Here is a 21,307-nt window from a genome sequence, read left to right as displayed (position 1 = left end):
TTGGCCTTCCTCCTTTTCTTCGCTTGATGCGCAGCTTAGCGCGGTTGCGCGAGGTGTCGAGAGGGGCCGGGAACACGATTTCGAACTTCGCGCCGTTTACGGCAGATATCGCGGTTCCAGTGGTGGAGTTGACGATATATAGTGGGCGTCGACTCATTCTTGGAAAGGATAATTTCATGCCTCTGTCTGCCGACCAACTGGCCGAGATCGAAGCGCAGCGTGCGCAATCGCATCCAACTCGCCGCGTTGTTGCACCGGGCATGGAAGATCATCTGTACACGGCCCATCAGGTGCTGGACCACGGTTTTGTCCGGGTCATCGACTATATGGGCGACGATGCAGCCATTTGTCAGGCGGCGCGCGTGTCTTACGGCAAGGGCACCAAATCCGTGCAAAATGATGAGGGCCTGATCCGCTATCTGATGCGTCACTGGCATTCGACGCCGTTTGAGATGTGCGAGATCAAGCTGCATGTAAAGCTGCCGGTTTTCGTCGCGCGCCAGTGGATTCGCCACCGGACCGCCAATGTGAACGAATACTCGGCGCGCTATTCAATTCTCGACCGTGAGTTCTATATTCCCGCCCCTGACCACGTGGCCGCGCAGTCCGAGGTCAACAACCAGGGCCGTGGGTCCGCCTTGGAAGGGGAAGAGGCCGCGCGTGTGCTGGAAATCCTCAAGGCCGACAGCGCCCGCTGTTATGACAATTACGAGGCGATGATCAATCAGGATGGGCAACAGGGTTTGGCGCGCGAACTGGCGCGGATGAACCTGCCGGCAAACATCTATACGCAGTGGTATTGGAAGGTGGACCTGCACAATCTGTTCCACTTCCTGCGTCTGCGCGCTGACCCGCATGCCCAATACGAGATCCGGGTCTATGCCGATATGATGTGCAAGATCGTCGCCGATTGGGTGCCTTTCGCCTATAGGGCGTTCGAGGATTATCGGCTGGGTGCCGTTAACCTCTCGGCCCAAATGGTCGACAGCCTGCGCCGGATGTTGGCAGGTGAGACTGTGACCCAGGAGAACTCGGGCATGACGGCGCGAGAATGGCGTGAGTTCGAGGTTGTAATCCGCAAGGATTGAGCCTCAGAAGCATATCTTTTGTATATACGTTTTGTCATGAAGCTGTTACATTGGCTTCATGACTTATCTGTTTCGCCTGATCCCACTGTGTCTTGTGCTGGCGTCACCTACGCAGGCAAAATCACCTATAGCCGAAATACTGTGTGAAGCGACCCCTAGGCTGCAAGAGAAACTGACCCGCCAATTCGGCGCCGAACGCGTGGCAACCGGCATGCGCGGGCCCGAGCAGATCATGGAGGTCTGGAGCAGCGACCGCGGCGACTGGACCATGGTCGTTACTTACGCGACAGGAACGTCCTGCATCGTGGCAATGGGCGAAGACTGGCATGCCCGCACCAACGAGAAATCGACACGTGGGTAACGCCGATTTCTAGGGAATATTTGGCTGACGGCCTGAAATTGGCCGTCAGCCTTGATTGGAAACACCCCACATCTGGCGGGGTGGAGGTTACAACGGCTTCAAATCAGCTGCCATCTGGCGGCCGTCACGCCCGTCCTGCAACTCGTACGAGACTTTCTGATTGTCTGCGAGTCCGGTGAGGCCGGATCGTTCTACGGCCGAGATATGAACAAACACATCTTTGCCCCCCTCATCAGGGGCAATAAACCCATAGCCTTTGGTAGTGTTAAACCATTTCACGGTGCCGGTTGGCATGTCCCGTGTCTCCTTCTACTTGCGCATTGTCCCACAAATTGGTGGGGGCTTTGGTCGACTTAATGGCGTATCGGGCTGATTTCTGGGTCAGATACAGTCCGAAACGCACGTTTCGTCTTTTTCAACATTGCACGGTGAAGTAAAAAATCAAGAAATACCGCTGGGAACCAACCAGTTTGCATAAAAAAGTTACAAATGCAGGAGCAGCCCAAAAATGCGCCTTTATGGTTTGAAAAACTGCGATACTTGCCGTAAGGCACTGAAATCGCTGCCAGAAGCGACCCTCGTGGATGTAAGGGCGGACGGAGTTCCGGCTGAGACCCTTTCGCAAGCTTTTGCCGCGTTCGGCGAGGCTTTGCTCAATACACGGTCAACAACCTGGCGTGGATTGGACGATACCGAGCGCGCGCGGCCACCGTTGGAGTTGCTGGCCGATCATCCGACGCTGATGAAGCGCCCTCTCATCGAAAAGGACGGAGAGTTGTTTCTGGGCTGGACCGCTGAAACGCGGGCCTCTCTTGGTGTTGCGTAGCCGCGCACCTATCTGCTGATACGAACTGTAAAGGAAGATACATGCGAAACGCTGCAATGATTTTGGGCGTCATCGCCGGTTTGATCGGTATGATTGTCGGGTTTTTCGGATATGGCTATGTCGAAGCCATCAAGCATTTTGGCGATATCGAAGGGATTGCCGAGCAGGTGGATAACCCCGACCTGATTCAAGCGGCCTCGATCCTTGCGCCTTTGTTGGCGATCGCGGGTGGGGCCATGGCCCATGCGCGGGCGTTGATTGCGGGGATATTGCTGTTGGCCTCGGCAGCAGGAATGTACTACGCGTTCGGTTTCGGTGTATTCACCATGTTCCCGATTGCGTTTGCTGCAGTGGCTGGGGTGCTTGGGCTCGCCGCGGGAAAACCGGACGAACCCAAGGCTCATTTCTGAGTTATTTCAGGCGCAGGATGCGATCCAGGGACAGCGGGCCTGCGCCATTGATAACCATCACCAGGAACAGGAAGGTCCACATGGTGCGCTGATCCACCAGGTCGGGCGCAGCATTGAACAGGCTACCAAGTTTCACGCCATGGCCGGTCACGTCGACAATGGTCTGCACCCAGACAAATCCGATCATTGCAACTGCAGCCAGACGTGTGAACAGTCCGACCAGCAGCAGTGCGGGCAGGACGAACTCGGCAACGGTGCCAAGGAAGATCACGATACGCTGGAAGAACGTCATCTGCGTGACGTCCCACAGCACGGCTTCGGCGGCTTTCGGAAAAATCTGTCCAAATGCACCACTGGAGGGCGAGAAGATCGACCCATCAATCTTCAGCATCGCCGAATTCCAGTAATAGACGAGCAATACAGCAATAAACACGAGCCGGGCGAGGGTAGGCGTCAGCCAACCGGACGCATGGTCCACCTTTCCCAAAACGGAGTTGTGGATTGAGATGAGCGCAGTCATGACTCCAGCCTTTCGATAGTCACAGAGGTTATTGCACCGCCTTGCAAAAGCAGTGCCAGAGTGGTTCCAAGATCAAAGTCGGGCGTGTCGGCAGCGGTTTTTTCGAACGCGCTGCCGATGGTGTCGCCCGCTTGCATATGTGCGATCCAGTCTGCTCCGCCTTTGGGCAGCAGATGCGGTGCGGGATCATATTCGGGGCGGGTGACCAGAACGTCCTCGGCCTGAGCGACCGGTTTCGGGGCATCCGCTTCCGAATTGTAGCGCCAGATCGCGTGGATCGGCCAATCCGACCGGATTACGCGCATCGCCGGGGCAAAACTCAGCCGCGCGCGCATCACGTCTTCGGGCGGAACGGCCAGCGCATCGGCGTGCGCAGGCGTGCTGTCTGCTGCGTGGTAAGAGTGGCGCAAGGCAAGTTCCAGCCGGGCCATGTCGGCAAGGTAGCCCAGATGGGATAGTTGAGGCATTTCGGCGACAAAGGCTGGAAACGCCTCACCATAGAACATCATCAGCGGGGATGTAGGCGGGTGCTGGCGCAGGAAAATGCCGGAAAGGCCGTCCATATTCTGCGGCCCCAGCAGCTTGGTGATCACCGGAAAGGCCTGCTGCATGGCCTCGGTCAGTGAGACAGCGACATTGTTGCGATAGACGCTGAACCGACGACCGGCGGGTTGGTTTTCGGAATCCAGCAACCCATCCGGGACCGGGGTAGAGGCGTCCAGAAGCGCGGCGCGGAACTGGGTTTGCGACACGCTCATGCCGGGATCCGTTCCAGTGCCGCTTGGGCGCGCTCGGCCTCGTCCCGCAGGACCGGCCAGTCGGGGACATCCGTGTCCCACTCGACCAGAAGCGGCTTTGGCCCCGACCGATCCAGAACATAGTCCAAAAGCGCCCAGACCGGATCAACGACCTCGCGCCCGTGGCTGTCGATCAGCAGAGGTTTGCCGTGGTCGTCTTCGTCTTCATCGTGACCGCCGAGGTGAATCTCACCAACCTTTTCAAGCGGGTAGGCGTCGATATAGCCCTGAGGCGAGAAGTCCAGATTTGTAGCTGAGACAAAGACGTTGTTCACGTCCAGCAACAACCCGCATCCGGTTCGGTTCGAAACTTCGCGCAGGAAGTCGGGCTCGGACCAGGTGCTTTCCTCAAACGCCAGATAGCTGGAGGGGTTTTCGAGCAGCATTTGCCGTCCGACCACCTCTTGCACCTGGTCGATGTGATCGCAGATGCGGGTCAATGTGGCATCGGTATAGGGCAGGGGCAGAAGGTCGTTCAGGAAGTGGCTGTCATGAGTCGACCAAGCCAGATGCTCAGAGAAGCTGGCCGGGTTCAGCCAGCCGACCAGATGTTTCAATCGCGCCAGATGGTCTGCATCCAGCGGGCCTTCGCCGCCGATGGACAGGCCAACACCGTGGACCGAGATAGGGAATTGTTCTGACAGATGGCGCAGTTGCGCCAGCGGGCGGCCGCCGTCGCCCATGTAGTTCTCGGCATGGATTTCCAGCCATGCGACGGGCTGTGCGTGTTCAAGGATCTGTGCAAAGTGCTGCGGTTTATACCCAACACCCGGCGCTGCGGGCAGGCGATTCGACCTGAGTGCGTCGTCCAGCATGTGTCAGTTCCCTATGATCACGCGAAAAGGGGCGGGCGAATTGGCCCGCCCCTTGGATCTCGTATGGCAGATATTATGCCGGCAGGTCGCGGTTCAGTTCTTCCAGCGAACCTTTACGCGGGGTGCCGTCTGCCTGTGCAGGCAGTTCGATATCGGCGCAGGTGCCTGCATCAACCAGAGTCCAGGCGTTGCCCTGATAGTCAACGGTCGAGGTGCCCGCGCATGTGGTGCCGGGGCCTGCGGCGCAATCGTTCTGACCGGCCAGCGAAACGCCATAGCATTTCTCTTTCGCTTGTGCGGAGGCGGTGGTTGCTGCGCCCGAAACGGCGGCTGCGACTGCTGTTGCGATAACCAGGGATTTGGCTGTGTTCGACATCTCGGTAATCCTTTTGATGACTGCGTATGTCTGCTTGTGACAATGACAAAGGTAACGACTAGTGAGCCACAGTTAAATTCACGAGGCCGTGTCTCACAAGCGCGTCAGGCATTGTCATGCCCTCTTGCAGGTTAACAAATTGTTTTTGAATTGAAAAATGTAAAATGTTTCAATCCGGCCCCGAATTCAGGGCCGGATGAGCGGTTAGAATCAACCCAATGTTACAGCAGGTCTGGTGGGGTGGCTGCCTTGGACAGCTCATTTGTTACAGTCTCAAGCGATTGAACCTGTGTCTGTTTTTCACCTAGGCGTCGGACGCTTACAGTGCGCTCATCCACCTCGCGGTGACCCACGGCCAGAATGACCGGAACCTTGCCGACCGAGTGTTCTCGGACCTTGTAGTTGATCTTTTCGTTGCGGATATCTGCCTCGGCCCGGACGCCGGCGGCGCGGAGCGTTTCAACAACCTCGGCCACATAGTCATCCGCGTCCGAGGTGATCGAGGCCACAACGACCTGCCGCGGAGCCAGCCAGAATGGCAGCTTGCCAGCGTGTTCTTCGATCAGAATGCCGATGAACCGTTCGAACGACCCAAGACAAGCCCGGTGCAGCATGAAGGGCCGATGCTTGGAACCGTCCGCGCCGATGAAATTCGCATCCAGTCGTTGCGGCAGGTTGGGGTCGACCTGCAGCGTGCCGCATTGCCAGTTGCGGCCGATGGCGTCTGTCAGAGTGAACTCCAACTTTGGACCGTAGAACGCGCCTTCGCCTTCGAGGACCTCATACTCATAGCCAGCGGCCTTGCAGGCATCGCCCAAGGCTTTCTCGACGAAATCCCAGCTTTCGTCGCTGCCGATCCGCTTTTCCGGGCGGGTGGACAGCTTGATGGTCCAGTCGTGGAAGCCAAGGTCGGCGTAGACCTTCGACAAGAAGGCGATGAACTTCGCGGTCTCGGATTCGATCTGATCTTCGGCGCAGAAGATGTGGCCATCATCCTGAGTAAAGCCTCGCACCCGCATGATTCCGTGCAGCGCGCCCGAGGGCTCATACCGCGCGCAAGAGCCGAACTCGGCCATGCGCAGTGGCAGGTCGCGATAGGATTTCAGGCCCTGATTGAACACCTGGACGTGGCAAGGGCAGTTCATCGGCTTCAGCGCATTAATCGCCTTTTCGCGGGCATGCTCTTCGTCGACTTCGACGATGAACATGTTCTCCTGGTACTTGTCCCAGTGGCCCGAGGCCTCCCACAATTTGCGGTCGACGACCTGCGGGGTGTTGACCTCGACATAGCCATCGCGGTCCTGCATCCGGCGCATGTAGTCCTGCAGGGTGGTGTAGATTTTCCAGCCGTTGGGATGCCAGAACACCTGACCCGGAGCCTCTTCCTGCATGTGATACAGGTTCATCTCGCGGCCCAGCTTGCGGTGGTCGCGCTTGGCAGCCTCCTCCAGCATGTTCAGGTGCGCTTTGAGCTTTTCCTTTCCGGTGAAGGCTACGCCATAGATGCGCTGCAACATCGCGCGGTCGCTGTCGCCACGCCAATAGGCGCCCGCAATGCTCATCAGCTTGAAGGCATCGCCCGGCAGTTGACCGGTATGCTGCAGGTGCGGGCCGCGGCACAGATCCTGCCAGTGGCCGTGCCAATACATGCGCAGAGGCTCATCACCCGGAATGGCTTCGATCAGCTCGACCTTATAGGGCTCGTTGTTTGCCTTGTAGAATTCGGTCGCACGGTCACGCTCCCAGACCTCGGTTGTGACGGGGTCTCGCTTGTTGATGATCTCTTTCATCTTTTTCTCGATAAGGCCGAGATCTTCGGGCGTGAATGGCTCTTCACGGTCAAAGTCATAGTACCAGCCGTTTTCGATAACGGGGCCAATGGTGACTTTGGTCGCGGGCCAGATTTCTTGCACTGCGCGCGCCATGACATGCGCCAGATCGTGGCGGATCAGCTCATTGGCCTGCGCTTCATCCTTCATGGTGTGGATGGCGATTTGGGCATCTGCATCGATGGGCCATTGCAGGTCCCAATGCTTGCCGTCCACAGTGGCCGAGATGGCCTTTTTCGCCAGCGAGGTTGAGATGTCGGCAGCCACCTGCGCGGGCGTTACGCCTGCGTCATAGGAACGTGCATTGCCATCGGGAAAGGTGAGAGAGACGGATTTTGAATCCAGGGCCATATCGGCTCCCCTCGTCGGTTTGGCGCCCACTGAACGCCCGGTTGCGGGTTATTTGCGTCTGGCTGCTTTGGCAGGTGGTGGGGATTGTGTCAAGAGCGGGAGCGAGGGGCCAGCCCCTCGCGCTCCCCGAGGTATTTTTAGCCAGATGAAGAGGGATCACGGAATTGCACTTGGGCGGGGGGCGTGCATGATGTCAGGAAAGCAAAGAGGGCTCCATGGCAGCAACAGATTTTTTAGAAACGGCGCAGGGGCGGCGGTTGGCTTATCACAAGAGCGAAGGGGCCGGTCCGACCATTGTTTTTCTGGGCGGTTTGAAATCGGATATGGAGGGTACCAAGGCCGTTCATCTTGAGGCCTGGGCACAGGCGCGGGTGCAGGCGTTCTTGCGGTTTGACTATTCCGGGCATGGAGAAAGCTCTGAGGCGTTCACAGATGGCTGCATTGGCGATTGGCACGAAGACACTCTAGCAGCGGTGAGCGCCTTGACCGAGGGGCCTTTGGTGGTCGTTGGGTCCTCAATGGGTGGCTGGCAGGCGCTGCTGCTGGCAAAGGCGTTGCCGGAGCGAATTGTGGGCATGGTGACCATCGCGGCAGCTCCGGATTTTACCGAGGACGGCTATTGGGCGTCCTTCTCAGATGCGCAAAAGGCGGCGCTGGATGAGGTTGGGCATGTGGAATTGCCCTCGGACTATATGGAGCCTTACATCATCACAAAGCGTATGATCGAGGATGGTCGGCAGCGCCTGGTTTTACGGGACGCGTTGAATCTGCCGTTTCCCGTACGTTTTTTGCAGGGGACGGCTGATACGGCGGTATCGACTGAAACAGCGGTGCGCCTACTAGAGCATGCGACCGGACCGGAAATGCGATTGTTGCTGGTCAAGGATGCGGATCATCGGTTCTCGGACGGTCCGTGCCTTGGCTTGATCGAGAACGCCGTGCTTGACGTTTTGGGGGGTGAATGATGCGTTGGTTCGGATGGGTGCTGGGTCGGGTTTTACTGGTTCTGATCGTTATCGGAGGCCTGATCTATTGGTTCGGGCCGCGGGAAGAAGTGAAAGTGGACCCCGATTTCGACCCCCGCAAATTTGGCGAAGGTGTTCAGGTCTATTTTGAAAGCACGGAATCCGCCTTTGACGATATCGTTCCCGGCGTTGAAAAACGTGTGATCTGGCAGGACGGGTTCAAAGAACAGCGGACGCCCTATTCGGTGCTGTATATCCATGGCTTCTCGGCCAGTTCCGAAGAGATCCGCCCTGTACCAGATATGGTTGCTGATGCTCTGGGCGCCAATCTGGTGTACGCGCGTTTGCAAGGACATGGGCGCAGTGGGGCCGCGATGGGCGATGCGACCGCCTCGGGCTGGATGCAAGACATGGCCGAGGGGCTCGCGGCGGCCAAAGCCGTTGGTGAAAAGGTCGTGGTCATTTCGACATCGACCGGGGGCACGCTGGCGGCGGCGGCTGCTTTAAACCCGGACCTCAGCGAGAATGTCGCGGCGATGGTGTTCGTATCGCCGAATTTCGGAGTGAATGCGGCAGGGGCGTTCATACCCGGTCTGCCTTGGGCTCGGGATTGGTTGCCACTGCTGATGGGGCCGAAACGAGATGTATCCGGGCCAGATCCAGAAAAGAACAAGTACTGGACTTCAGTTTACCCGTGGGAGGCCGTGGTGCCGATGACAGTTCTGGTCGAAACGGTCTACGGTCTTGATTTCTCACAAGCTTTGGTGCCAGCGCTGTTCTGGTTCTCGGATGATGATCAGGTCGTGCGCCCGGACAAGACCCACAAGGTGGCTGAGGCCTGGGGTGCGCCAGCAACGGTTGAGCTTGTCACCATGGGGCCGGGGGATGATCCGATGTCGCATGTGATTGCCGGTCGCCTGATGTCACCGAACCAGACAGAGCCGACGGTGAATGGGCTATTGGCTTGGTTGAAAGCGCAGGGGATCGAATGACCCCTCGTTCAAGGGCATAGCGATGCGCAAGCCGGGCAGTATGTGGAGCCTAGAGACGCTGGGTCGTGTGCGTCTGTCCCGGCATTTCTTCATGCGCGATTTCCTGTACTCCGAGATCGGGAATTTCCACCAAAAGCAGAACCTGCCTGAGAACCCGGATCTGGCCATCGAAACCGGCAGCGCCTTTTGCCAAACCTTGCTGGACCCGCTGGAGGAGACCTTTGGCCGGGTCGCAGTGCGCTCGGGCTATCGGTCACCGTCCTTGAATGCCTTTGGCAACGAAAACCGGCTGAACTGCGCGCGTAATGACAATCCGTTGGAGTGCCATGTCTGGGACTGGGGGCAGGGTGAGGCGCGAGTCGCTGGCGCGTCTGTCGTGATCCCCTGGTTTGCGGATCGCTACGCGCAGGGGCGGGACTGGCGCGATCTGGCGTGGTGGATGCATGATCATCTTGACTACTCCGAGATCTGGTTTTTCCCGAAACTCTGCGCATTCAATCTGGTGTGGCGCCCCAGGCCTCAACGCCGGATCGACAGCTATATCGCGCCCAAAGGTTGCCTTTTACGACCGGGGGCCGAGCCAGCCGAGACACTTTCCGTCCGTCAGAAACGCTATGCTGATTTCCCGCCGTTCCGTGGAATCGCCTATCCATAAAGATTCACTTGCTGGGCTGATCCAAACCTTCCATCCTGATGAGAAGGAACGACTCGGATAACCGAGCAGAAGGAGGCCCCACGTGATTGAGCCGCTGGTGTTGTTGCCGGGTTTGATGTGTGATGCCCGGCTGTTTCATCCCCAAATTGATGCGTTTTCACGCCGCCGTGCCGTGGTCGTCTCGGCGATCAGTCGGGGGGAGCGTATTGAAGAGATCGCCTCGGACCTACTGGATCAGTTGCCCCATCGGTTCGCTCTGGCCGGGCACGGGCTGGGCGGCGTGGTGGCGTTGGAGCTTGTTCGACGTGCCCCGGATCGGGTGTCGCGGCTGTGCCTGATATCGACCGATGCGCAGGCCGACACCCCGCAGATCGCGGCGGGGCGGGAGGATCTGATTATCGGCGCGCAGGCAGGGCGGCTTGAGGAGGTGATGCGGCAGGTTGTGGGGTCAGACACTCTGGCGCCAGGACCGCAGCGCATCCCTGTGTTGAATGACCTACTGGCGATGGCACTGGATCTAGGCCCGGAGGTGTTTGTTACCCAGATGCGCGCTTTGCAGAGGCGCGCGGATCAGCAGGGCACGTTGCGACGGATCAAAGCGCCCAGCCTGATCCTGTGTGGAAAACATGACCGGCTGACGCCCGAGCGCAAGCATGCCTTCATGGCGGACATGATCCCGAATGCGGTGATGCACACAATCGACGCAGCCGGATATCTGCCAACTCTGGAAGCGCCCGAGCAGGTGGTCGACCTGATGCAGGCGTGGCTGGATGAACCCTTGCGCATGGCCTAGGGGTAAAGCGCTGCGCGTTCCTCTTTGCTGATCACCGTCGGTGTCACGACGGGTTCAAAACTCTCAGGATCAAAGAACGGCGTGTTTTTCCACCCACCGGATAGTCTTGATTTGATCACGCGGCGCAGCAACCCGATTACCGCTGGAGCCAGATTTTCGTGCTTTTGCTTGCCGTTGGGCCGAGGCACGAACCCACGAGTCGCAATCGGACCAAGCCGTGCGCGATCATCGATACGCAAAGCGATGAACCCCGCAAAAGGAAATCTGGCGGTGCGTGGCGTGGTTGCCAAGGGTGCATTGCAGCATTTGGCATACCATCGCAGCATGCCCTTCGGGCTCAGAGACATCGCCGCCAAATGTTCGGCGCCGCTGTCAATCGTGACCTCGTCGGGGGCGATTTGAAACACCTCAACCGGTCCGGGGGCCGGGTCGGGTTGGCCGAAGTAAAGCTGGGCCGCACGGCAGTCGCGGCAAAAACACTCGGCATGAGTCCCCAGACGCGCACCATCGGATGTGATGCGGCCTGTCAGTGTCCCGCAGGCGCACGAAAAGGTGAGGTCAGACTCTGACGCCAAAGCCCTTACGCGACTTTGTTGCTGTTGGCCGCCCGACGACGCGGTTTGCGGCTGTTCTCGTTCATGAAGTCGATGACCAGCGGGCGGATATTGTCGCGCCAGCTGCGGCCAGCGAAGATGCCGTAGTGCCCCGCACCGGGTTCCACATGACTGGCTTTCTTGCTGTCAGGCAGGCCGGTACACAGATCAAGCGCGGCGATACACTGCCCAGGCGCTGAAATGTCGTCATTCGCGCCTTCCACGGTTTTCACGGCCACATCGGTGATCTTGCCCATATCCACCTTGTGCCCGGCGACGACAAATTCGTTCCGCCCGATCTCGCGATTTTTGAAAATGCGTTCGACCGTGGAGAGGTAAAACTCCGCCGGCATATCCATGACAGCGAGGTATTCATCGTAGAAGCGATTATGGGCGTCATGGTCCGAGGCTTCCCCCCGCATCACGCGCTGGATCTGATCCGTGAAGGCGGTGGAGTGGCGTTCGGCATTCATCGACATGAACGAAGCCAGCTGCAACAGGCCGGGATAGACCATCCGACCCACGCCTTTGTATTTGAAACCAACGCGCTGGATCATGGTCTCTTCCAACTGGCCCATCGTCACGCGACGGCCAAAGTCGGTCACGTCGGTCGGGGTGGCGTCGGGATCGACCGGGCCACCGATCAGGGTCAGGGTGCTGGGTTGGGCCTTTGGTTCGACCTCGGCCAGATAGGCGGTCGCGGCCAGTGTCAGCGGCGCAGGTTGGCACACAGCGACTACATGGGTGTCCGGGCCAAGCTCTTTCATAAAATCGACAAGGTAGAGGGTGTAATCCTCGACATCGAACTTTCCGGCGGACACGGGGATATCGCGCGCGTTATGCCAATCGGTGATGTAAACTTCGCAATTGACCAGCAGGCTTTTGACGGTCGAGCGCAGCAATGTGGAGTAGTGACCGGACATCGGAGCCACCAAAAGCACCTTGCGAGGTTGCGTTTCGCGCCCGTTTACCTTGAAATGGAGAAGGTCCCCAAAGGGACGCTCCAGAACCGAGGTGACTTCGACCAGATGATCTTTGCCATCTTCACACGTGAACGTCCGGATGCCCCAATCGGGCTTCGCGACCATGCGTTGAAAGGTGCGCTCGGTCACTTCACCCCAGGCGGCCATCCAGCTGAATGCCGGGTTCGGAACCATCGAAAACAGCGGGTAGGAGGCCATCGCATTTGCCGTCGAACCAAGCCATTGGTTCGTATTGCGCATGGTTTCCATCAGATCGTAGGTCATCATGTAGCGCATCGAAGGATCCTCCGTAGTATCAACCTAAGAGTTCGGACCATTCGTCGCTTTGTCGACCAACGTCCGCGACGTTATTCTGCATAGCAGCGAGAGTAGGGGTGAATTGTTAAAATGACAACAAGTGAAGACAATACGGGCCAAGTTACCGAAGAACATATTGAACGCATTAAAGAAAATATGGAGAAGGTTGAGGCTCTCTCCAAGCGCCTGATAGAAGTCATGGCTTCAAAGAAGTCTCATGTCCCGGCTTTGGACGGCCCGAATCAAGAGCTTTATGCACGTGCGGCAACAGCCTATTGGGCCGACGCATTACAGAACCCCGCCAAACTGCTGGAACAGCAAATCGAATACTGGGGCAAGTCCGTTCTGAACTTTGCCGAAGCGCAGCAGGCCCTGACCACGGGCGAAGTGGAGGAAGACGAACCCAAGTCCAAGGACAAACGCTTTTCCAACCCGCTTTGGGACACCAACCCCTATTTTCGCTTGATCCGCCAGCAGTATCAGACCAATGCCGAAGCCATCGCGCAGGCGGTGTCGTCGGTTGAGGACCTTGAGGAAAAGGACAAGCAGCGCCTTCAGTATTTCTCGCAGCAGATCATCGACCTGATGGCCCCCACCAATTTTCTGGCAACCAACCCCGATGCCTTGGAGAAAGCTGTCGAAACCGAGGGGCAATCCCTGATCCAAGGGCTTGAGAACCTCGTTTCGGATCTAGAGGCCAATGATGGTGAGCTTGTGGTCAAGCTTGCCGATGACAGTGCATTCGAGGTTGGGGTCAATATTGCGACCAGCCCCGGCGATGTCGTCTATCGCAACCGTATGATGGAGCTGATCCAATACAAACCGGCAACCGAGACAGTGCATGAAACCCCCATCGTTCTGTTCCCGCCGTGGATCAACAAATTCTACATTCTCGACCTCAAAACCCAGAACAGCCTGATCAAATGGGTGACCGAGCAGGGGTACACGCTGTTTGTCGTCAGCTGGATAAATCCCGACTCCACCTACGCCGATGTGGGGATGGAGGACTATATTCAGGATGGGTTCCTGACTGCGATCGAGACGGTCAAGAAGATCTGCAAAGTAAAACAGGTCAACGCCGTTGGGTATTGCATTGCGGGCACGACGCTCAGCCTGACCCTGTCACTGCTCAAACAGCGCGGGGACAAATCGGTCAAGTCGGCGACCTTCTTTACGGCTCTGACCGATTTTGGCGATCAGGGAGAATTCACGCCGTTTTTGCAAAACGACTTTGTGGATGGGATCGAGGATCAGGTCGCCAAGGATGGCCTCCTCCGCGCATGGATTCTTGGGCGCACCATGTCTTTCCTGCGTTCACGCGACCTGATCTACACGCCTGCAATCCGCAGCTATATGATGGGAGAGACCCCTCCGGCTTTTGACCTGCTGTATTGGAACGGCGACGGCTCGAACCTGCCGGGGAAGATGGCGGTGCAGTATCTGCGCGGCCTGTGCCAGCACAACGAATTCGTGGGCGATGGCTTCGAGATGCTGGGCCACAAGCTGCATGTCAGGGATGTGGACGTCCCCCTGATGGCTATCACCTGCGAGACGGACCATATCGCCCGCTGGAAAGACTGCTATCGCGGTGTTCAGCAGATGGGGTCCAAGTCCAAGACTTTTGTTGTGTCAGAGTCCGGTCACATTGCAGGGATCGTGAACCCGCCCAGTAAGAAGAAATACGGCCACTACACCAACCCTGATCTGAAATTGGATGCCGAGGCCTGGTTGAAAGACGCTGACTTTCACGAAGGATCCTGGTGGCCGATGTGGGGCGCTTGGCTGAAGAAACGGTCTGGCAAGCAGGTTCCGGCGCGCGAAACGGGTGATTCGGAGCATCCGAGCCTGTGTCCGGCGCCTGGCAGCTATGTTTTGCTAAAGGCAAATCGTTGAGCAAATCGCTGATTTCAAAATGAAACTCGATTTTTTCTGCATTGCAGCAAGAAAAAACTTGAAATGCTGCGATGCAGAAATCATATTGTCCTCAAGCCGATGGAAACCGGGGTGGGCCCGGTTCGGTGAAAAGGATTAGGACAATGGCAAAGACCCAAGACTTCACCGCGATCATGAAAGACGTCATGGGCGCGTTTCCGGTAGACACCACCGCAATGGAAGGTGCCTTCAAATCGACCGCAGCGCTGAACGAAAAGCTGTCGGGCGTTGCTCTGGACGCGGCTGAGAAATCGGCTGAAATCTCGAACAAATGGACCAAGGACACCCTGGCCAAGCTGACCGAGATGTCGAAAGCAAAGGCCGAGCCTGCTGACTACGCAAAAGCCGCAACCGACTTCGCAAGCGCGTCGGCCGAAGTTGCTGCTGAAAACCTTGCTGCTTTCGCTGAAATCGCGAAAAAAGTTCAGTCGGAAACCGTTGAGCTGCTGATGGCCGCTGGCAAAGACGCTGCTGAAGAAGCAACCGCAGCTGTCAAGAAAGCGACTTCTGAGGTGACGACTGCTGCCAAGAAAGCTGCAGCTGCCAAGTAAGAACGTCCGCGACGAGCATCTTATCCTCCCTATAGGTGCCATCGCGTTGGGCAGGTCGATTGACCTGCCCTTTCTTTTTGTGCTGCAGTCGCATAACCTCTGCTGCAACGCATCATCCTTGGGGAGGGTACAAGGTGTCGGACAAAGAAAAACCGCTGTTGATCAAGCGCTATGCCAGCCGTCGGCTGTATAACACCGAGACCAGCGATTACGTGACGCTCGAAGATATTGCGGGGTTCATCCGCGACGGGCGCGAAGTTCAGATCATTGATCTGAAGACGGGCGATGACCTGACCCGCCAGTACCTTTTGCAAATCATAGCCGAACATGAAAGCCGGGGCGAAAACGTCCTGCCGGTGAATGTCCTGAACGATCTGGTGCGCAGCTACATGGTGCCGGGCGGGGGTATGATGCCGCAATTCCTGCAAAGCTCGTTCGATATGCTGCGCGAAAGCCAAAGCAAGATGATGGAGAACATGAACGCGATGAACCCGATGTCTCAGATGCCGGGGTTCGAGGCGATGCAGGCGCAGCAACAGGCGTTCCTCAAAGCAATGACAGGCGGGTTGTCCGGCAACTGGTCTGGCCCTGACAAAGAGGACGAGTCCGAGCCGAAAGAGGATCTGGACGACATTAAAAAGCAATTGGCCGAGTTGCAGCAGAAGCTTTCGAAACTGAACTAGGGCGCAGGCGATGCGCTGGCTGGTCCTGTGTGTCGCTATTTTGTGGTCGCAAGCCGTTTGGGCCGAGGGGCAGTTCTCTGAAAACTGGTCCGCAGTCTGTCGGCTGGGGACCGATACATCTGCGGGGTGTCAGGATATCCGTGCGCGTGAAACCCTAGATGCGTCCGAGGCCCCTTGGCGCGCGATTGGTCGTGTGAACTACGCAGGGCGGGATCAACGATCTCATTGTACGGGCGTTCTGATCTCGGAAAACCATGTGCTGACGGCGGCGCATTGTCTCTACAATCGATCACGTAAACGCTGGATACCACCCGAGAGCATCCGATTTGCAGCCGGATACCAGCGGGGCGAGGCGGTCTCGGTTGCGCGGGCCGATGACTATATCTTACCTGCGGGTCAGGATGTATCGGTCAGCTTCTCCGATCAGCCCGAATTAGACTGGGCCATTCTGGTACTGGACGCTCCGATCGGGGCCGAGGTCGGTTTCGTTAAGCCGGCAAATCAAGAGGTCGAGGCAGGCTTTGTCGCGGGCTATCCGGGGCTGAGGCCACATGTCTTGAGCCAGACAGAGACTTGCCCCATGCGTCCATATGCAGACCAAATGTTGCGTGGAATTTGCCCGGTGATGATGGGGGATTCCGGCGCGCCGCTGTTGGTGAAGACCTCGGACGGGCTGCGGGTTGCTGCTATCTTGTCCCGCATCGCACCGACCCCCGAAGGGATCGACGCATTGTTCGTCTCAGTGCTCGGAGTTCATGTACCGTAAGCGGGGACAGGGCCAATCACCTCACCGACCGAGGCCAGCAAGATATCGGCGATCACGTCCAATTCCTCGCGCGTCAGGCGCACGGGCAGGCGCACGTCACAGGCTGTCATCAGCATGGCACGCGTTTGCGGCAGCTCGAATTGCTCAGGCAGGAATTGCCAGTTCCAGTAGGCGCGGGCATTGTCTTCACTCATGCCAAAGACCTGAACCTTGACGCCGCGCGCCTCGGATGCGGCGGCAAAGGCACGGATTTCACCCTCATCCATGCCGACCAGATTGAACTGAATCGAATCCGGCGCACGACGTTCGGGCGCAAGCGGGGCGGGAACGTCGATATAGTCCGAGCTGTTCAGACGTTCGGCTACATAGTCGTGGTTCGCCAGCCCATCGCGCACGCGGCGCGCCAGTTCTGGAACCTGAGGGCGGATCACTGCGGCGCTGAGGTTGCTCATCCGCAAGTTATATAGCGGCAGTTTGTTCTGCCAGCGTGCAAAGGCCTGCACCAACTCAGGTGAGTTGTCGCCATGCGGAGTTTTGTGCTTCTTCCAGTTATGCTCATAAGCGCCGGACATGATCACGGTGCGCGCCACCAGATCGGCGTCGTCGGTGATCAGAATGCCACCTTCGCCCGCGTTGATCATCTTGTAGGACTGGAACGAGAAGCAGCCAATTTTGCCGATGGTGCCGATGTTGCGCCCATGCCAGGTTGTGCCCAGCGAGTGGGCGGCATCCTCGATCACCGGGACATCGCGCGCGTCGCACAGCGCCATGATCGCATCCATATCCGAGGTATGGCCGCGCATATGGCTGATGATCACCGCTTGTACATCGTCCAGCTTGGCCTCGAAATCAGCCATGTCGATGCGGTAGTTCGGACCAACTTCGCACAGAACCGGAACGCAATCCGCATGCACGACCGACGATGGCACAGCGGCGAAAGTGAAGCCCGGGATCAGAACCCGCGCATCCCGCGGCAGGCCAAGTGCCTTCAGGGCCAGAAACAGAGCAGCCGAGCAGGAAGAAACGGCCAAAGCGTATTTTGTGCCTAGTAGTGTGGCGAACTCGGATTCCAGCAAAGCGACCGGAGCGTCCTGCGGCGCGGTGTAGCGAAACAGGTCGCCTGACTGCATCAGGGCGTCAATTGCGTCTCGTGCGGCGGCGGGGATGGGTTCGGCGTCATGAACGTTGGGTGGCAGCGTCATATTTGGTTTTCCCGAATTCTAACTTTCACTTTATTAAATCAAGCGTGCCGCCCGTGCCAAGCCCCCAATCGCAAGATCGGCAAAATTTCACCAAATTGTCGTATGGAAACGTGGGCTAGATCCCCAGCCGATCCCGCATCGCGTACCATGTCATCGCCAGCACCAGCAGAGGGTTCCGCAGGGCCGGACCGCCGGGGAAGGGCAGGGCCGGGACGCGGGCCATGGTATCGAACCCTTCGGCCTGTCCTTGAATGGCCAATGCCATCAGCTGACCGGCATGTGTTGCCGTGCCTACGCCATGGCCGGAATAGCCCGAGGCGGACAGGATATTCGGCGCGACACGCGTTAGATAAGGCATCCGACGCATTGTAATCGCCAGAGTGCCGCCCCACGCGTAGTCGAGTTTGATCTCCCGCAGATGCGGAAAGATCTCGGTCATTGGTTTGCGCACGGTAGCGGAGATATCCGAAGGGAACCGGTAGCCATAGCTTTCGCCTCCGCCAAACAGGAGGCGCCCGTCGGCGCTGAGACGGAAGTAGTTCACCACGAATTTCGTATCCGCAACCGCGACATCCTGCGTCAGCACATGTGCGGCCTCACCCCCGAGCGGTTCTGTCGCGGCGATGAAGTTGTTGATCGGCATCACCCGCGCCGCGACCTGCCGGTTCAGCGCCCCAAGGTATCCGTTGCAGGCCAGTATGACGTGGCGGGCGTTGACCTTCCCACCTTCGGTGAGAACCGCGGCCGGGTCGCCTTGTTCGATCCCTGTCACCTCGGTGCCTTCAAAAATACGCACGCCTGCGGCCTCAGCAGCACGGGCTAGACCGAGCGCATAGTTCAACGGGTGCAAATGCGCCGCCCCCATGTCCAGATACCCACCCTTGTAAGCGGGGGAGGGGCAAAGCGCATGGCCCGCCTCTTCATCCAGCAACTCGATCTGATCGTAGCCGTAACGGTCCAACAAATGCGCCGCATGGGCGTGCAGATCACTGCGCTCGGACGCTGACAGACCTAGGTTGGCGATACCGGGCTTCAGGTCGCAGTCAATTTTGTGCTTTTCAATCAGAGATTTGACCAAGGTCTTTGCATCCTCGGCCAGTTCCCAAAGCTTGGCAGCGTCGTCCTGCCCGACGAGCCGCTCCAGATCTTCCTGGTCCATGCGCTGGGCGCTGCCCAACTGGCCGCCATTGCGGCCTGATGCGCCAAAGCCCACTCGGTGTGCCTCAAGCAGGACAACGTTCATCCCGGCCTCGGCCAGATGTAACGCAGCCGACAAACCCGTATAGCCACCACCGACGATACACACATCGGCGCGTGTTTCGCCCTTGAACTCAGGGAACCGCGCGAGCGGATTGGCTGTCGCGGCATACCAGCTTGCCGGATACTCGGCTTTGCTATCGTTGGAATAGAGAAGGTTCATCCCTGGGACCCCAAAAGGCTCAGACGTTCAGCAAGAGATGTTCCCGCTCCCACGGAGAGATTACCTGCAGGAACTCTTCATACTCGGCCCGTTTCACGATGCCATAGACGCGGGCGAACTCGGGGCCCAGAATCTCATGCAGCTCCGTGGCTCCGTCAAACAGGTCCAGAGCATTCCCCATCACCTGTGGAATATCCCCTTCGCCCTCATAAGCGTCACCGTAGAACTGCCGGCGGGGGCGCTCCTGTTGGACCAGCCCCAGATAGCCACAGGCCAGCGACAGCGCGATCCCGAGATACGGGTTGCAGTCCATCCCAGCGATACGGTTTTCCACGCGCCGCGCCTCAGGCCCCGACAGAGGCACCCGGATGCCCGTGGTGCGGTTGTCCCGCGCCCATTCCAGATTGATCGGCGCGGCGTGGTCTTTCACATAGCGGCGGTAGGAGTTCACATACGGCGCCATCACGGCAAGACCGGCGGGCAGGTGGGTCTGCAGGCCCGCGATGAAGTGATAGAACGCGTCGGTCTCTCCGCCTTGAGGTCCAGAGAAGATGTTCTGGCCGGTCTCAATGTCGATGATCGAATGGTGGATATGCATGGCCGATCCCGGCTCATCCTCGATCGGTTTCGCCATGAAGGTCGCGAAGCAATTGTGACGCAAAGCGGCCTCGCGGATCAGGCGTTTGAAGTAGAAGACCTCATCCGCCAGCTTCACCGGATTGCCGTGGCGCAGGTTGATCTCAAGCTGGCCTGCGCCGCCTTCCTGAGTGATCCCGTCGATCTCGAACCCTTGATGTTCGGCGAAATCATAGATGTCGTCGATCACCGGGCCGAATTCGTCCACGGCCGTCATGGAATAGGCCTGACGCGCGGCGGCAGGACGGCCCGACCGGCCCATCATCGGCTCAATCGACTGCGCCGGGTCAACGTTGCGGGCGACTAGAAAGAACTCCATCTCCGGGGCGACCACCGGCTTCCAGCCCTTGTCGTGATAGAGCTGCACAACACGCTTCAGCACGTTGCGCGGGCTGTAGGGGATCGGGTTGTCGTCGCGGTCATAGGCGTCGTGGATCACCTGCAGCGTCCAGTCGCCAGTCCAAGGCGCCGCCGATGTGGTCGAGAAATCCGGTTTCAGGATCATGTCGCGTTCAATGAAACCGTCCTCACCCGCGGCTTCACCCCAGCCGCCCGTGATCGTCTGGTAGAAGATACTGTCAGGCAGGTGGAAATAGGATTGCCGCGCGAATTTCGATGCGGGAACGGCCTTGCCGCGGGCAATGCCCGGCAGGTCCGAGATGATGCACTCGACCTCATCCAGCCGATGTCCGGCGATATAGTCTTGTGCGGCCTGCGGTGCTGCGTCTGTCCAATCGGCCATCAGGCCCTCGCTTTCTTCAGAAAATCCGCCATGATCTGCGCGATCCGGGCATTGTGATCCGGTGCTGTTTGTCTGTTCGCTGCGGCTTGCATGAGGTCATCAGGCACCAACCCTTTGCCGCGCGTGCGCATCAGGCCCGAGACGAAATCGTTGGTAAATTCAGGGTGGGCTTGCACGGTCCAGATCTGGTCACCATAGCGCAGCATGGCGTTTTGGCAGAAGTCGTTGCTGCCGATCACCTCGGCCCCGTCCGGCACGGCCACGACCTGATCCTGATGCCAGGCGTTCAGCCAGACGTTATCGCCATCGAAGTCATATTCGGTCCGCCCAACCGACCAACCACCTTGGTATTTTTCGACCTTGCCGCCCAGCGCCTGCGCGATGATCTGATGGCCAAAGCACACGCCTACCAGCGGCTTGCCGCTTTGATGAATCTGGCGGATCAGGTCCTCAAGCGGGGGAATCCATGGCAGATCCTCATAGGCCCCGTAGCGAGAGCCTGTGATCAGCCAGCCATCTGCGTCTTCTGCGCTGTCTGGGAAGATCCCGTCAACGACTGCGAAGGTTCTGAATTCAAACCCATGTCCGTCCAGCAACGCCGGAAACAAAGAGTCATAGTCCCCGAAGTCCTGCATGAGCGCATCAGGGGTGTGGCCAGTTTGTAGAATGCCGATTTTCATAAGTCACCGAATTTGATCAAATTCAGAAATACCCGAGAGCGGGC

24 protein-coding genes are annotated in these 21,307 nt (G+C 58.3%); 12 read left to right on the top strand and 12 right to left on the bottom strand.

Annotation, left to right across the window (positions count from 1 at the left end; all coding sequences use genetic code 11):
* Window positions 1-176: 176 nt before the first annotated feature.
* Window positions 177-1,088, top strand: a complete 912-nt coding sequence (gene thyX / locus ACR3FB_RS10905; RefSeq protein ID WP_419739974.1) for an FAD-dependent thymidylate synthase — start codon at window positions 177-179, stop codon at window positions 1,086-1,088.
* A 58-nt stretch (window positions 1,089-1,146) separates the two neighbouring features.
* Window positions 1,147-1,449, top strand: coding sequence for a hypothetical protein (locus ACR3FB_RS10900; RefSeq protein WP_170640906.1), 303 nt, complete (start codon window positions 1,147-1,149; stop codon window positions 1,447-1,449).
* Between the two features lie 87 nt (window positions 1,450-1,536).
* On the opposite strand, the gene ACR3FB_RS10895 is transcribed toward ACR3FB_RS10900, so the two are convergent.
* Window positions 1,537-1,743 carry a cold-shock protein gene (locus ACR3FB_RS10895; RefSeq protein ID WP_008758035.1) on the bottom strand — a complete coding sequence of 69 codons (207 nt, stop codon included), beginning with the start codon at window positions 1,741-1,743 and terminating at the stop codon, window positions 1,537-1,539.
* Window positions 1,744-1,957: 214 nt separating this feature from the next.
* Here ACR3FB_RS10895 and ACR3FB_RS10890 point away from each other — a divergent pair, with 214 nt between their 5' ends.
* Window positions 1,958-2,275 carry an ArsC/Spx/MgsR family protein gene (locus ACR3FB_RS10890; protein WP_480563892.1) on the top strand — a complete coding sequence of 106 codons (318 nt, stop codon included), beginning with the start codon at window positions 1,958-1,960 and terminating at the stop codon, window positions 2,273-2,275.
* Between the two features lie 41 nt (window positions 2,276-2,316).
* Window positions 2,317-2,685, top strand: a complete 369-nt coding sequence (locus ACR3FB_RS10885) for a hypothetical protein (protein WP_170459066.1) — start codon at window positions 2,317-2,319, stop codon at window positions 2,683-2,685.
* Window position 2,686: 1 nt separating this feature from the next.
* Here the strand turns inward: ACR3FB_RS10885 and ACR3FB_RS10880 are convergent, their stop codons facing one another.
* The 5 genes from ACR3FB_RS10880 to thrS all read right to left on the bottom strand — a co-directional run bounded on the left by ACR3FB_RS10880 (window position 2,687) and on the right by thrS (window position 7,373).
* A complete protein-coding gene (locus ACR3FB_RS10880; RefSeq protein WP_170459064.1) occupies window positions 2,687-3,205 on the bottom strand; it encodes a DoxX family protein in 519 nt (172 codons plus the stop codon).
* Entirely contained in the window at window positions 3,202-3,963 is a 762-nt protein-coding gene (locus ACR3FB_RS10875; protein WP_419739972.1) for an HvfC/BufC family peptide modification chaperone, read from the bottom strand. The genes ACR3FB_RS10880 and ACR3FB_RS10875 overlap by 4 nt, the downstream gene beginning before the upstream one ends.
* Window positions 3,960-4,817: an MNIO family bufferin maturase gene (gene bufB / locus ACR3FB_RS10870; RefSeq protein ID WP_419739971.1), complete on the bottom strand. Its 858-nt coding sequence runs from the start codon at window positions 4,815-4,817 to the stop codon at window positions 3,960-3,962. Before bufB ends, ACR3FB_RS10875 begins: the two co-directional genes overlap by 4 nt.
* A 73-nt stretch (window positions 4,818-4,890) precedes the next feature.
* Window positions 4,891-5,193 (bottom strand): BufA1 family periplasmic bufferin-type metallophore, encoded by a 303-nt coding sequence (locus ACR3FB_RS10865; protein ID WP_170374122.1) that lies wholly within the window; start codon window positions 5,191-5,193, stop codon window positions 4,891-4,893.
* 221 nt (window positions 5,194-5,414) lie between these two features.
* On the bottom strand, window positions 5,415-7,373 hold the full coding sequence (thrS, locus tag ACR3FB_RS10860; protein ID WP_480563895.1) for a threonine--tRNA ligase: 1,959 nt from the start codon (window positions 7,371-7,373) through the stop codon (window positions 5,415-5,417).
* A 215-nt stretch (window positions 7,374-7,588) separates the two neighbouring features.
* On the opposite strand from thrS, the gene ACR3FB_RS10855 reads away from it, so the two are divergent.
* The 4 genes from ACR3FB_RS10855 to ACR3FB_RS10840 all read left to right on the top strand — a co-directional run bounded on the left by ACR3FB_RS10855 (window position 7,589) and on the right by ACR3FB_RS10840 (window position 10,778).
* A complete protein-coding gene (locus tag ACR3FB_RS10855; RefSeq protein ID WP_480563897.1) occupies window positions 7,589-8,338 on the top strand; it encodes an alpha/beta fold hydrolase in 750 nt (249 codons plus the stop codon).
* Entirely contained in the window at window positions 8,335-9,330 is a 996-nt protein-coding gene (locus tag ACR3FB_RS10850; RefSeq protein ID WP_480563899.1) for an alpha/beta hydrolase, read from the top strand. Before ACR3FB_RS10855 ends, ACR3FB_RS10850 begins: the two co-directional genes overlap by 4 nt.
* Window positions 9,331-9,370: 40 nt before the next feature.
* Window positions 9,371-9,985, top strand: coding sequence for a hypothetical protein (locus ACR3FB_RS10845; protein WP_480564991.1), 615 nt, complete (start codon window positions 9,371-9,373; stop codon window positions 9,983-9,985).
* An 82-nt stretch (window positions 9,986-10,067) separates the two neighbouring features.
* The gene (locus ACR3FB_RS10840) at window positions 10,068-10,778 is read left to right on the top strand and encodes an alpha/beta fold hydrolase (protein WP_480563901.1); all 711 of its coding nucleotides are present in this window, start codon (window positions 10,068-10,070) and stop codon (window positions 10,776-10,778) included.
* Here the strand turns inward: ACR3FB_RS10840 and ACR3FB_RS10835 are convergent.
* Both ACR3FB_RS10835 and phaZ read right to left on the bottom strand, forming a co-directional pair.
* Window positions 10,775-11,353 (bottom strand): DUF6151 family protein, encoded by a 579-nt coding sequence (locus ACR3FB_RS10835; RefSeq protein ID WP_419739965.1) that lies wholly within the window; start codon window positions 11,351-11,353, stop codon window positions 10,775-10,777. The two genes, ACR3FB_RS10840 and ACR3FB_RS10835, sit on opposite strands and share 4 nt — an antisense overlap.
* Window positions 11,354-11,358: 5 nt before the next feature.
* The gene (phaZ, locus tag ACR3FB_RS10830) at window positions 11,359-12,630 is read right to left on the bottom strand and encodes a polyhydroxyalkanoate depolymerase (protein WP_480563903.1); all 1,272 of its coding nucleotides are present in this window, start codon (window positions 12,628-12,630) and stop codon (window positions 11,359-11,361) included.
* Window positions 12,631-12,741: 111 nt separating this feature from the next.
* On the opposite strand from phaZ, the gene ACR3FB_RS10825 reads away from it, so the two are divergent.
* From ACR3FB_RS10825 to ACR3FB_RS10810, 4 genes are all read left to right on the top strand, one after another.
* Complete coding sequence (locus ACR3FB_RS10825; RefSeq protein WP_425083114.1) at window positions 12,742-14,544, top strand: PHA/PHB synthase family protein; 1,803 nt, start codon at window positions 12,742-12,744, stop codon at window positions 14,542-14,544.
* A gap of 143 nt (window positions 14,545-14,687) precedes the next feature.
* On the top strand, window positions 14,688-15,134 hold the full coding sequence (locus ACR3FB_RS10820) for a phasin family protein (protein ID WP_170374114.1): 447 nt from the start codon (window positions 14,688-14,690) through the stop codon (window positions 15,132-15,134).
* Between the two features lie 134 nt (window positions 15,135-15,268).
* Window positions 15,269-15,817, top strand: a complete 549-nt coding sequence (phaR, locus tag ACR3FB_RS10815; RefSeq protein WP_170552879.1) for a polyhydroxyalkanoate synthesis repressor PhaR — start codon at window positions 15,269-15,271, stop codon at window positions 15,815-15,817.
* Between the two features lie 10 nt (window positions 15,818-15,827).
* Window positions 15,828-16,583, top strand: coding sequence for a trypsin-like serine peptidase (locus tag ACR3FB_RS10810; RefSeq protein ID WP_480563906.1), 756 nt, complete (start codon window positions 15,828-15,830; stop codon window positions 16,581-16,583).
* Here ACR3FB_RS10810 and ACR3FB_RS10805 read toward each other — a convergent pair.
* The 4 genes from ACR3FB_RS10805 to ACR3FB_RS10790 all read right to left on the bottom strand — a co-directional run bounded on the left by ACR3FB_RS10805 (window position 16,571) and on the right by ACR3FB_RS10790 (window position 21,263).
* On the bottom strand, window positions 16,571-17,785 hold the full coding sequence (locus tag ACR3FB_RS10805; RefSeq protein ID WP_480563908.1) for a DegT/DnrJ/EryC1/StrS family aminotransferase: 1,215 nt from the start codon (window positions 17,783-17,785) through the stop codon (window positions 16,571-16,573). The genes ACR3FB_RS10810 and ACR3FB_RS10805 overlap by 13 nt on opposite strands.
* Before the next feature lie 115 nt (window positions 17,786-17,900).
* Complete coding sequence (locus ACR3FB_RS10800; protein WP_480563910.1) at window positions 17,901-19,205, bottom strand: NAD(P)/FAD-dependent oxidoreductase; 1,305 nt, start codon at window positions 19,203-19,205, stop codon at window positions 17,901-17,903.
* Between the two features lie 19 nt (window positions 19,206-19,224).
* Complete coding sequence (locus ACR3FB_RS10795; protein WP_170374109.1) at window positions 19,225-20,583, bottom strand: glutamine synthetase family protein; 1,359 nt, start codon at window positions 20,581-20,583, stop codon at window positions 19,225-19,227.
* A complete protein-coding gene (locus ACR3FB_RS10790; protein ID WP_480523215.1) occupies window positions 20,583-21,263 on the bottom strand; it encodes a type 1 glutamine amidotransferase in 681 nt (226 codons plus the stop codon). Before ACR3FB_RS10790 ends, ACR3FB_RS10795 begins: the two co-directional genes overlap by 1 nt.
* Window positions 21,264-21,307 lie beyond the last annotated feature (44 nt).

This window comes from Ruegeria sp. AO1 (assembly GCF_056535985.1).
The sequence above is the reverse complement of the archived record's forward strand: the minus strand, read 5'-3'. Positions and strand labels throughout refer to the sequence as shown.

Bases quoted from the DNA above. Each gene is read 5' to 3' on its own strand.
- thyX (WP_419739974.1), top strand. From the start codon at position 177: ATGCCTCTGTCTGCCGACCAACTGGCCGAGATCGAAGCGCAGCGTGCG.
- ACR3FB_RS10900 (WP_170640906.1), top strand. From the start codon at position 1,147: ATGACTTATCTGTTTCGCCTGATCCCACTGTGTCTTGTGCTGGCGTCA.
- ACR3FB_RS10895 (WP_008758035.1), bottom strand. From the start codon at position 1,743: ATGCCAACCGGCACCGTGAAATGGTTTAACACTACCAAAGGCTATGGG.
- ACR3FB_RS10890 (WP_480563892.1), top strand. From the start codon at position 1,958: ATGCGCCTTTATGGTTTGAAAAACTGCGATACTTGCCGTAAGGCACTG.
- ACR3FB_RS10885 (WP_170459066.1), top strand. From the start codon at position 2,317: ATGCGAAACGCTGCAATGATTTTGGGCGTCATCGCCGGTTTGATCGGT.
- ACR3FB_RS10880 (WP_170459064.1), bottom strand. From the start codon at position 3,205: ATGACTGCGCTCATCTCAATCCACAACTCCGTTTTGGGAAAGGTGGAC.
- ACR3FB_RS10875 (WP_419739972.1), bottom strand. From the start codon at position 3,963: ATGAGCGTGTCGCAAACCCAGTTCCGCGCCGCGCTTCTGGACGCCTCT.
- bufB (WP_419739971.1), bottom strand. From the start codon at position 4,817: ATGCTGGACGACGCACTCAGGTCGAATCGCCTGCCCGCAGCGCCGGGT.
- ACR3FB_RS10865 (WP_170374122.1), bottom strand. From the start codon at position 5,193: ATGTCGAACACAGCCAAATCCCTGGTTATCGCAACAGCAGTCGCAGCC.
- thrS (WP_480563895.1), bottom strand. From the start codon at position 7,373: ATGGCCCTGGATTCAAAATCCGTCTCTCTCACCTTTCCCGATGGCAAT.
- ACR3FB_RS10855 (WP_480563897.1), top strand. From the start codon at position 7,589: ATGGCAGCAACAGATTTTTTAGAAACGGCGCAGGGGCGGCGGTTGGCT.
- ACR3FB_RS10850 (WP_480563899.1), top strand. From the start codon at position 8,335: ATGATGCGTTGGTTCGGATGGGTGCTGGGTCGGGTTTTACTGGTTCTG.
- ACR3FB_RS10845 (WP_480564991.1), top strand. From the start codon at position 9,371: ATGTGGAGCCTAGAGACGCTGGGTCGTGTGCGTCTGTCCCGGCATTTC.
- phaZ (WP_480563903.1), bottom strand. From the start codon at position 12,630: ATGCGCTACATGATGACCTACGATCTGATGGAAACCATGCGCAATACG.
- ACR3FB_RS10825 (WP_425083114.1), top strand. From the start codon at position 12,742: ATGACAACAAGTGAAGACAATACGGGCCAAGTTACCGAAGAACATATT.
- ACR3FB_RS10820 (WP_170374114.1), top strand. From the start codon at position 14,688: ATGGCAAAGACCCAAGACTTCACCGCGATCATGAAAGACGTCATGGGC.
- ACR3FB_RS10810 (WP_480563906.1), top strand. From the start codon at position 15,828: ATGCGCTGGCTGGTCCTGTGTGTCGCTATTTTGTGGTCGCAAGCCGTT.
- ACR3FB_RS10805 (WP_480563908.1), bottom strand. From the start codon at position 17,785: ATGACGCTGCCACCCAACGTTCATGACGCCGAACCCATCCCCGCCGCC.
- ACR3FB_RS10800 (WP_480563910.1), bottom strand. From the start codon at position 19,205: ATGAACCTTCTCTATTCCAACGATAGCAAAGCCGAGTATCCGGCAAGC.
- ACR3FB_RS10795 (WP_170374109.1), bottom strand. From the start codon at position 20,583: ATGGCCGATTGGACAGACGCAGCACCGCAGGCCGCACAAGACTATATC.
- ACR3FB_RS10790 (WP_480523215.1), bottom strand. From the start codon at position 21,263: ATGAAAATCGGCATTCTACAAACTGGCCACACCCCTGATGCGCTCATG.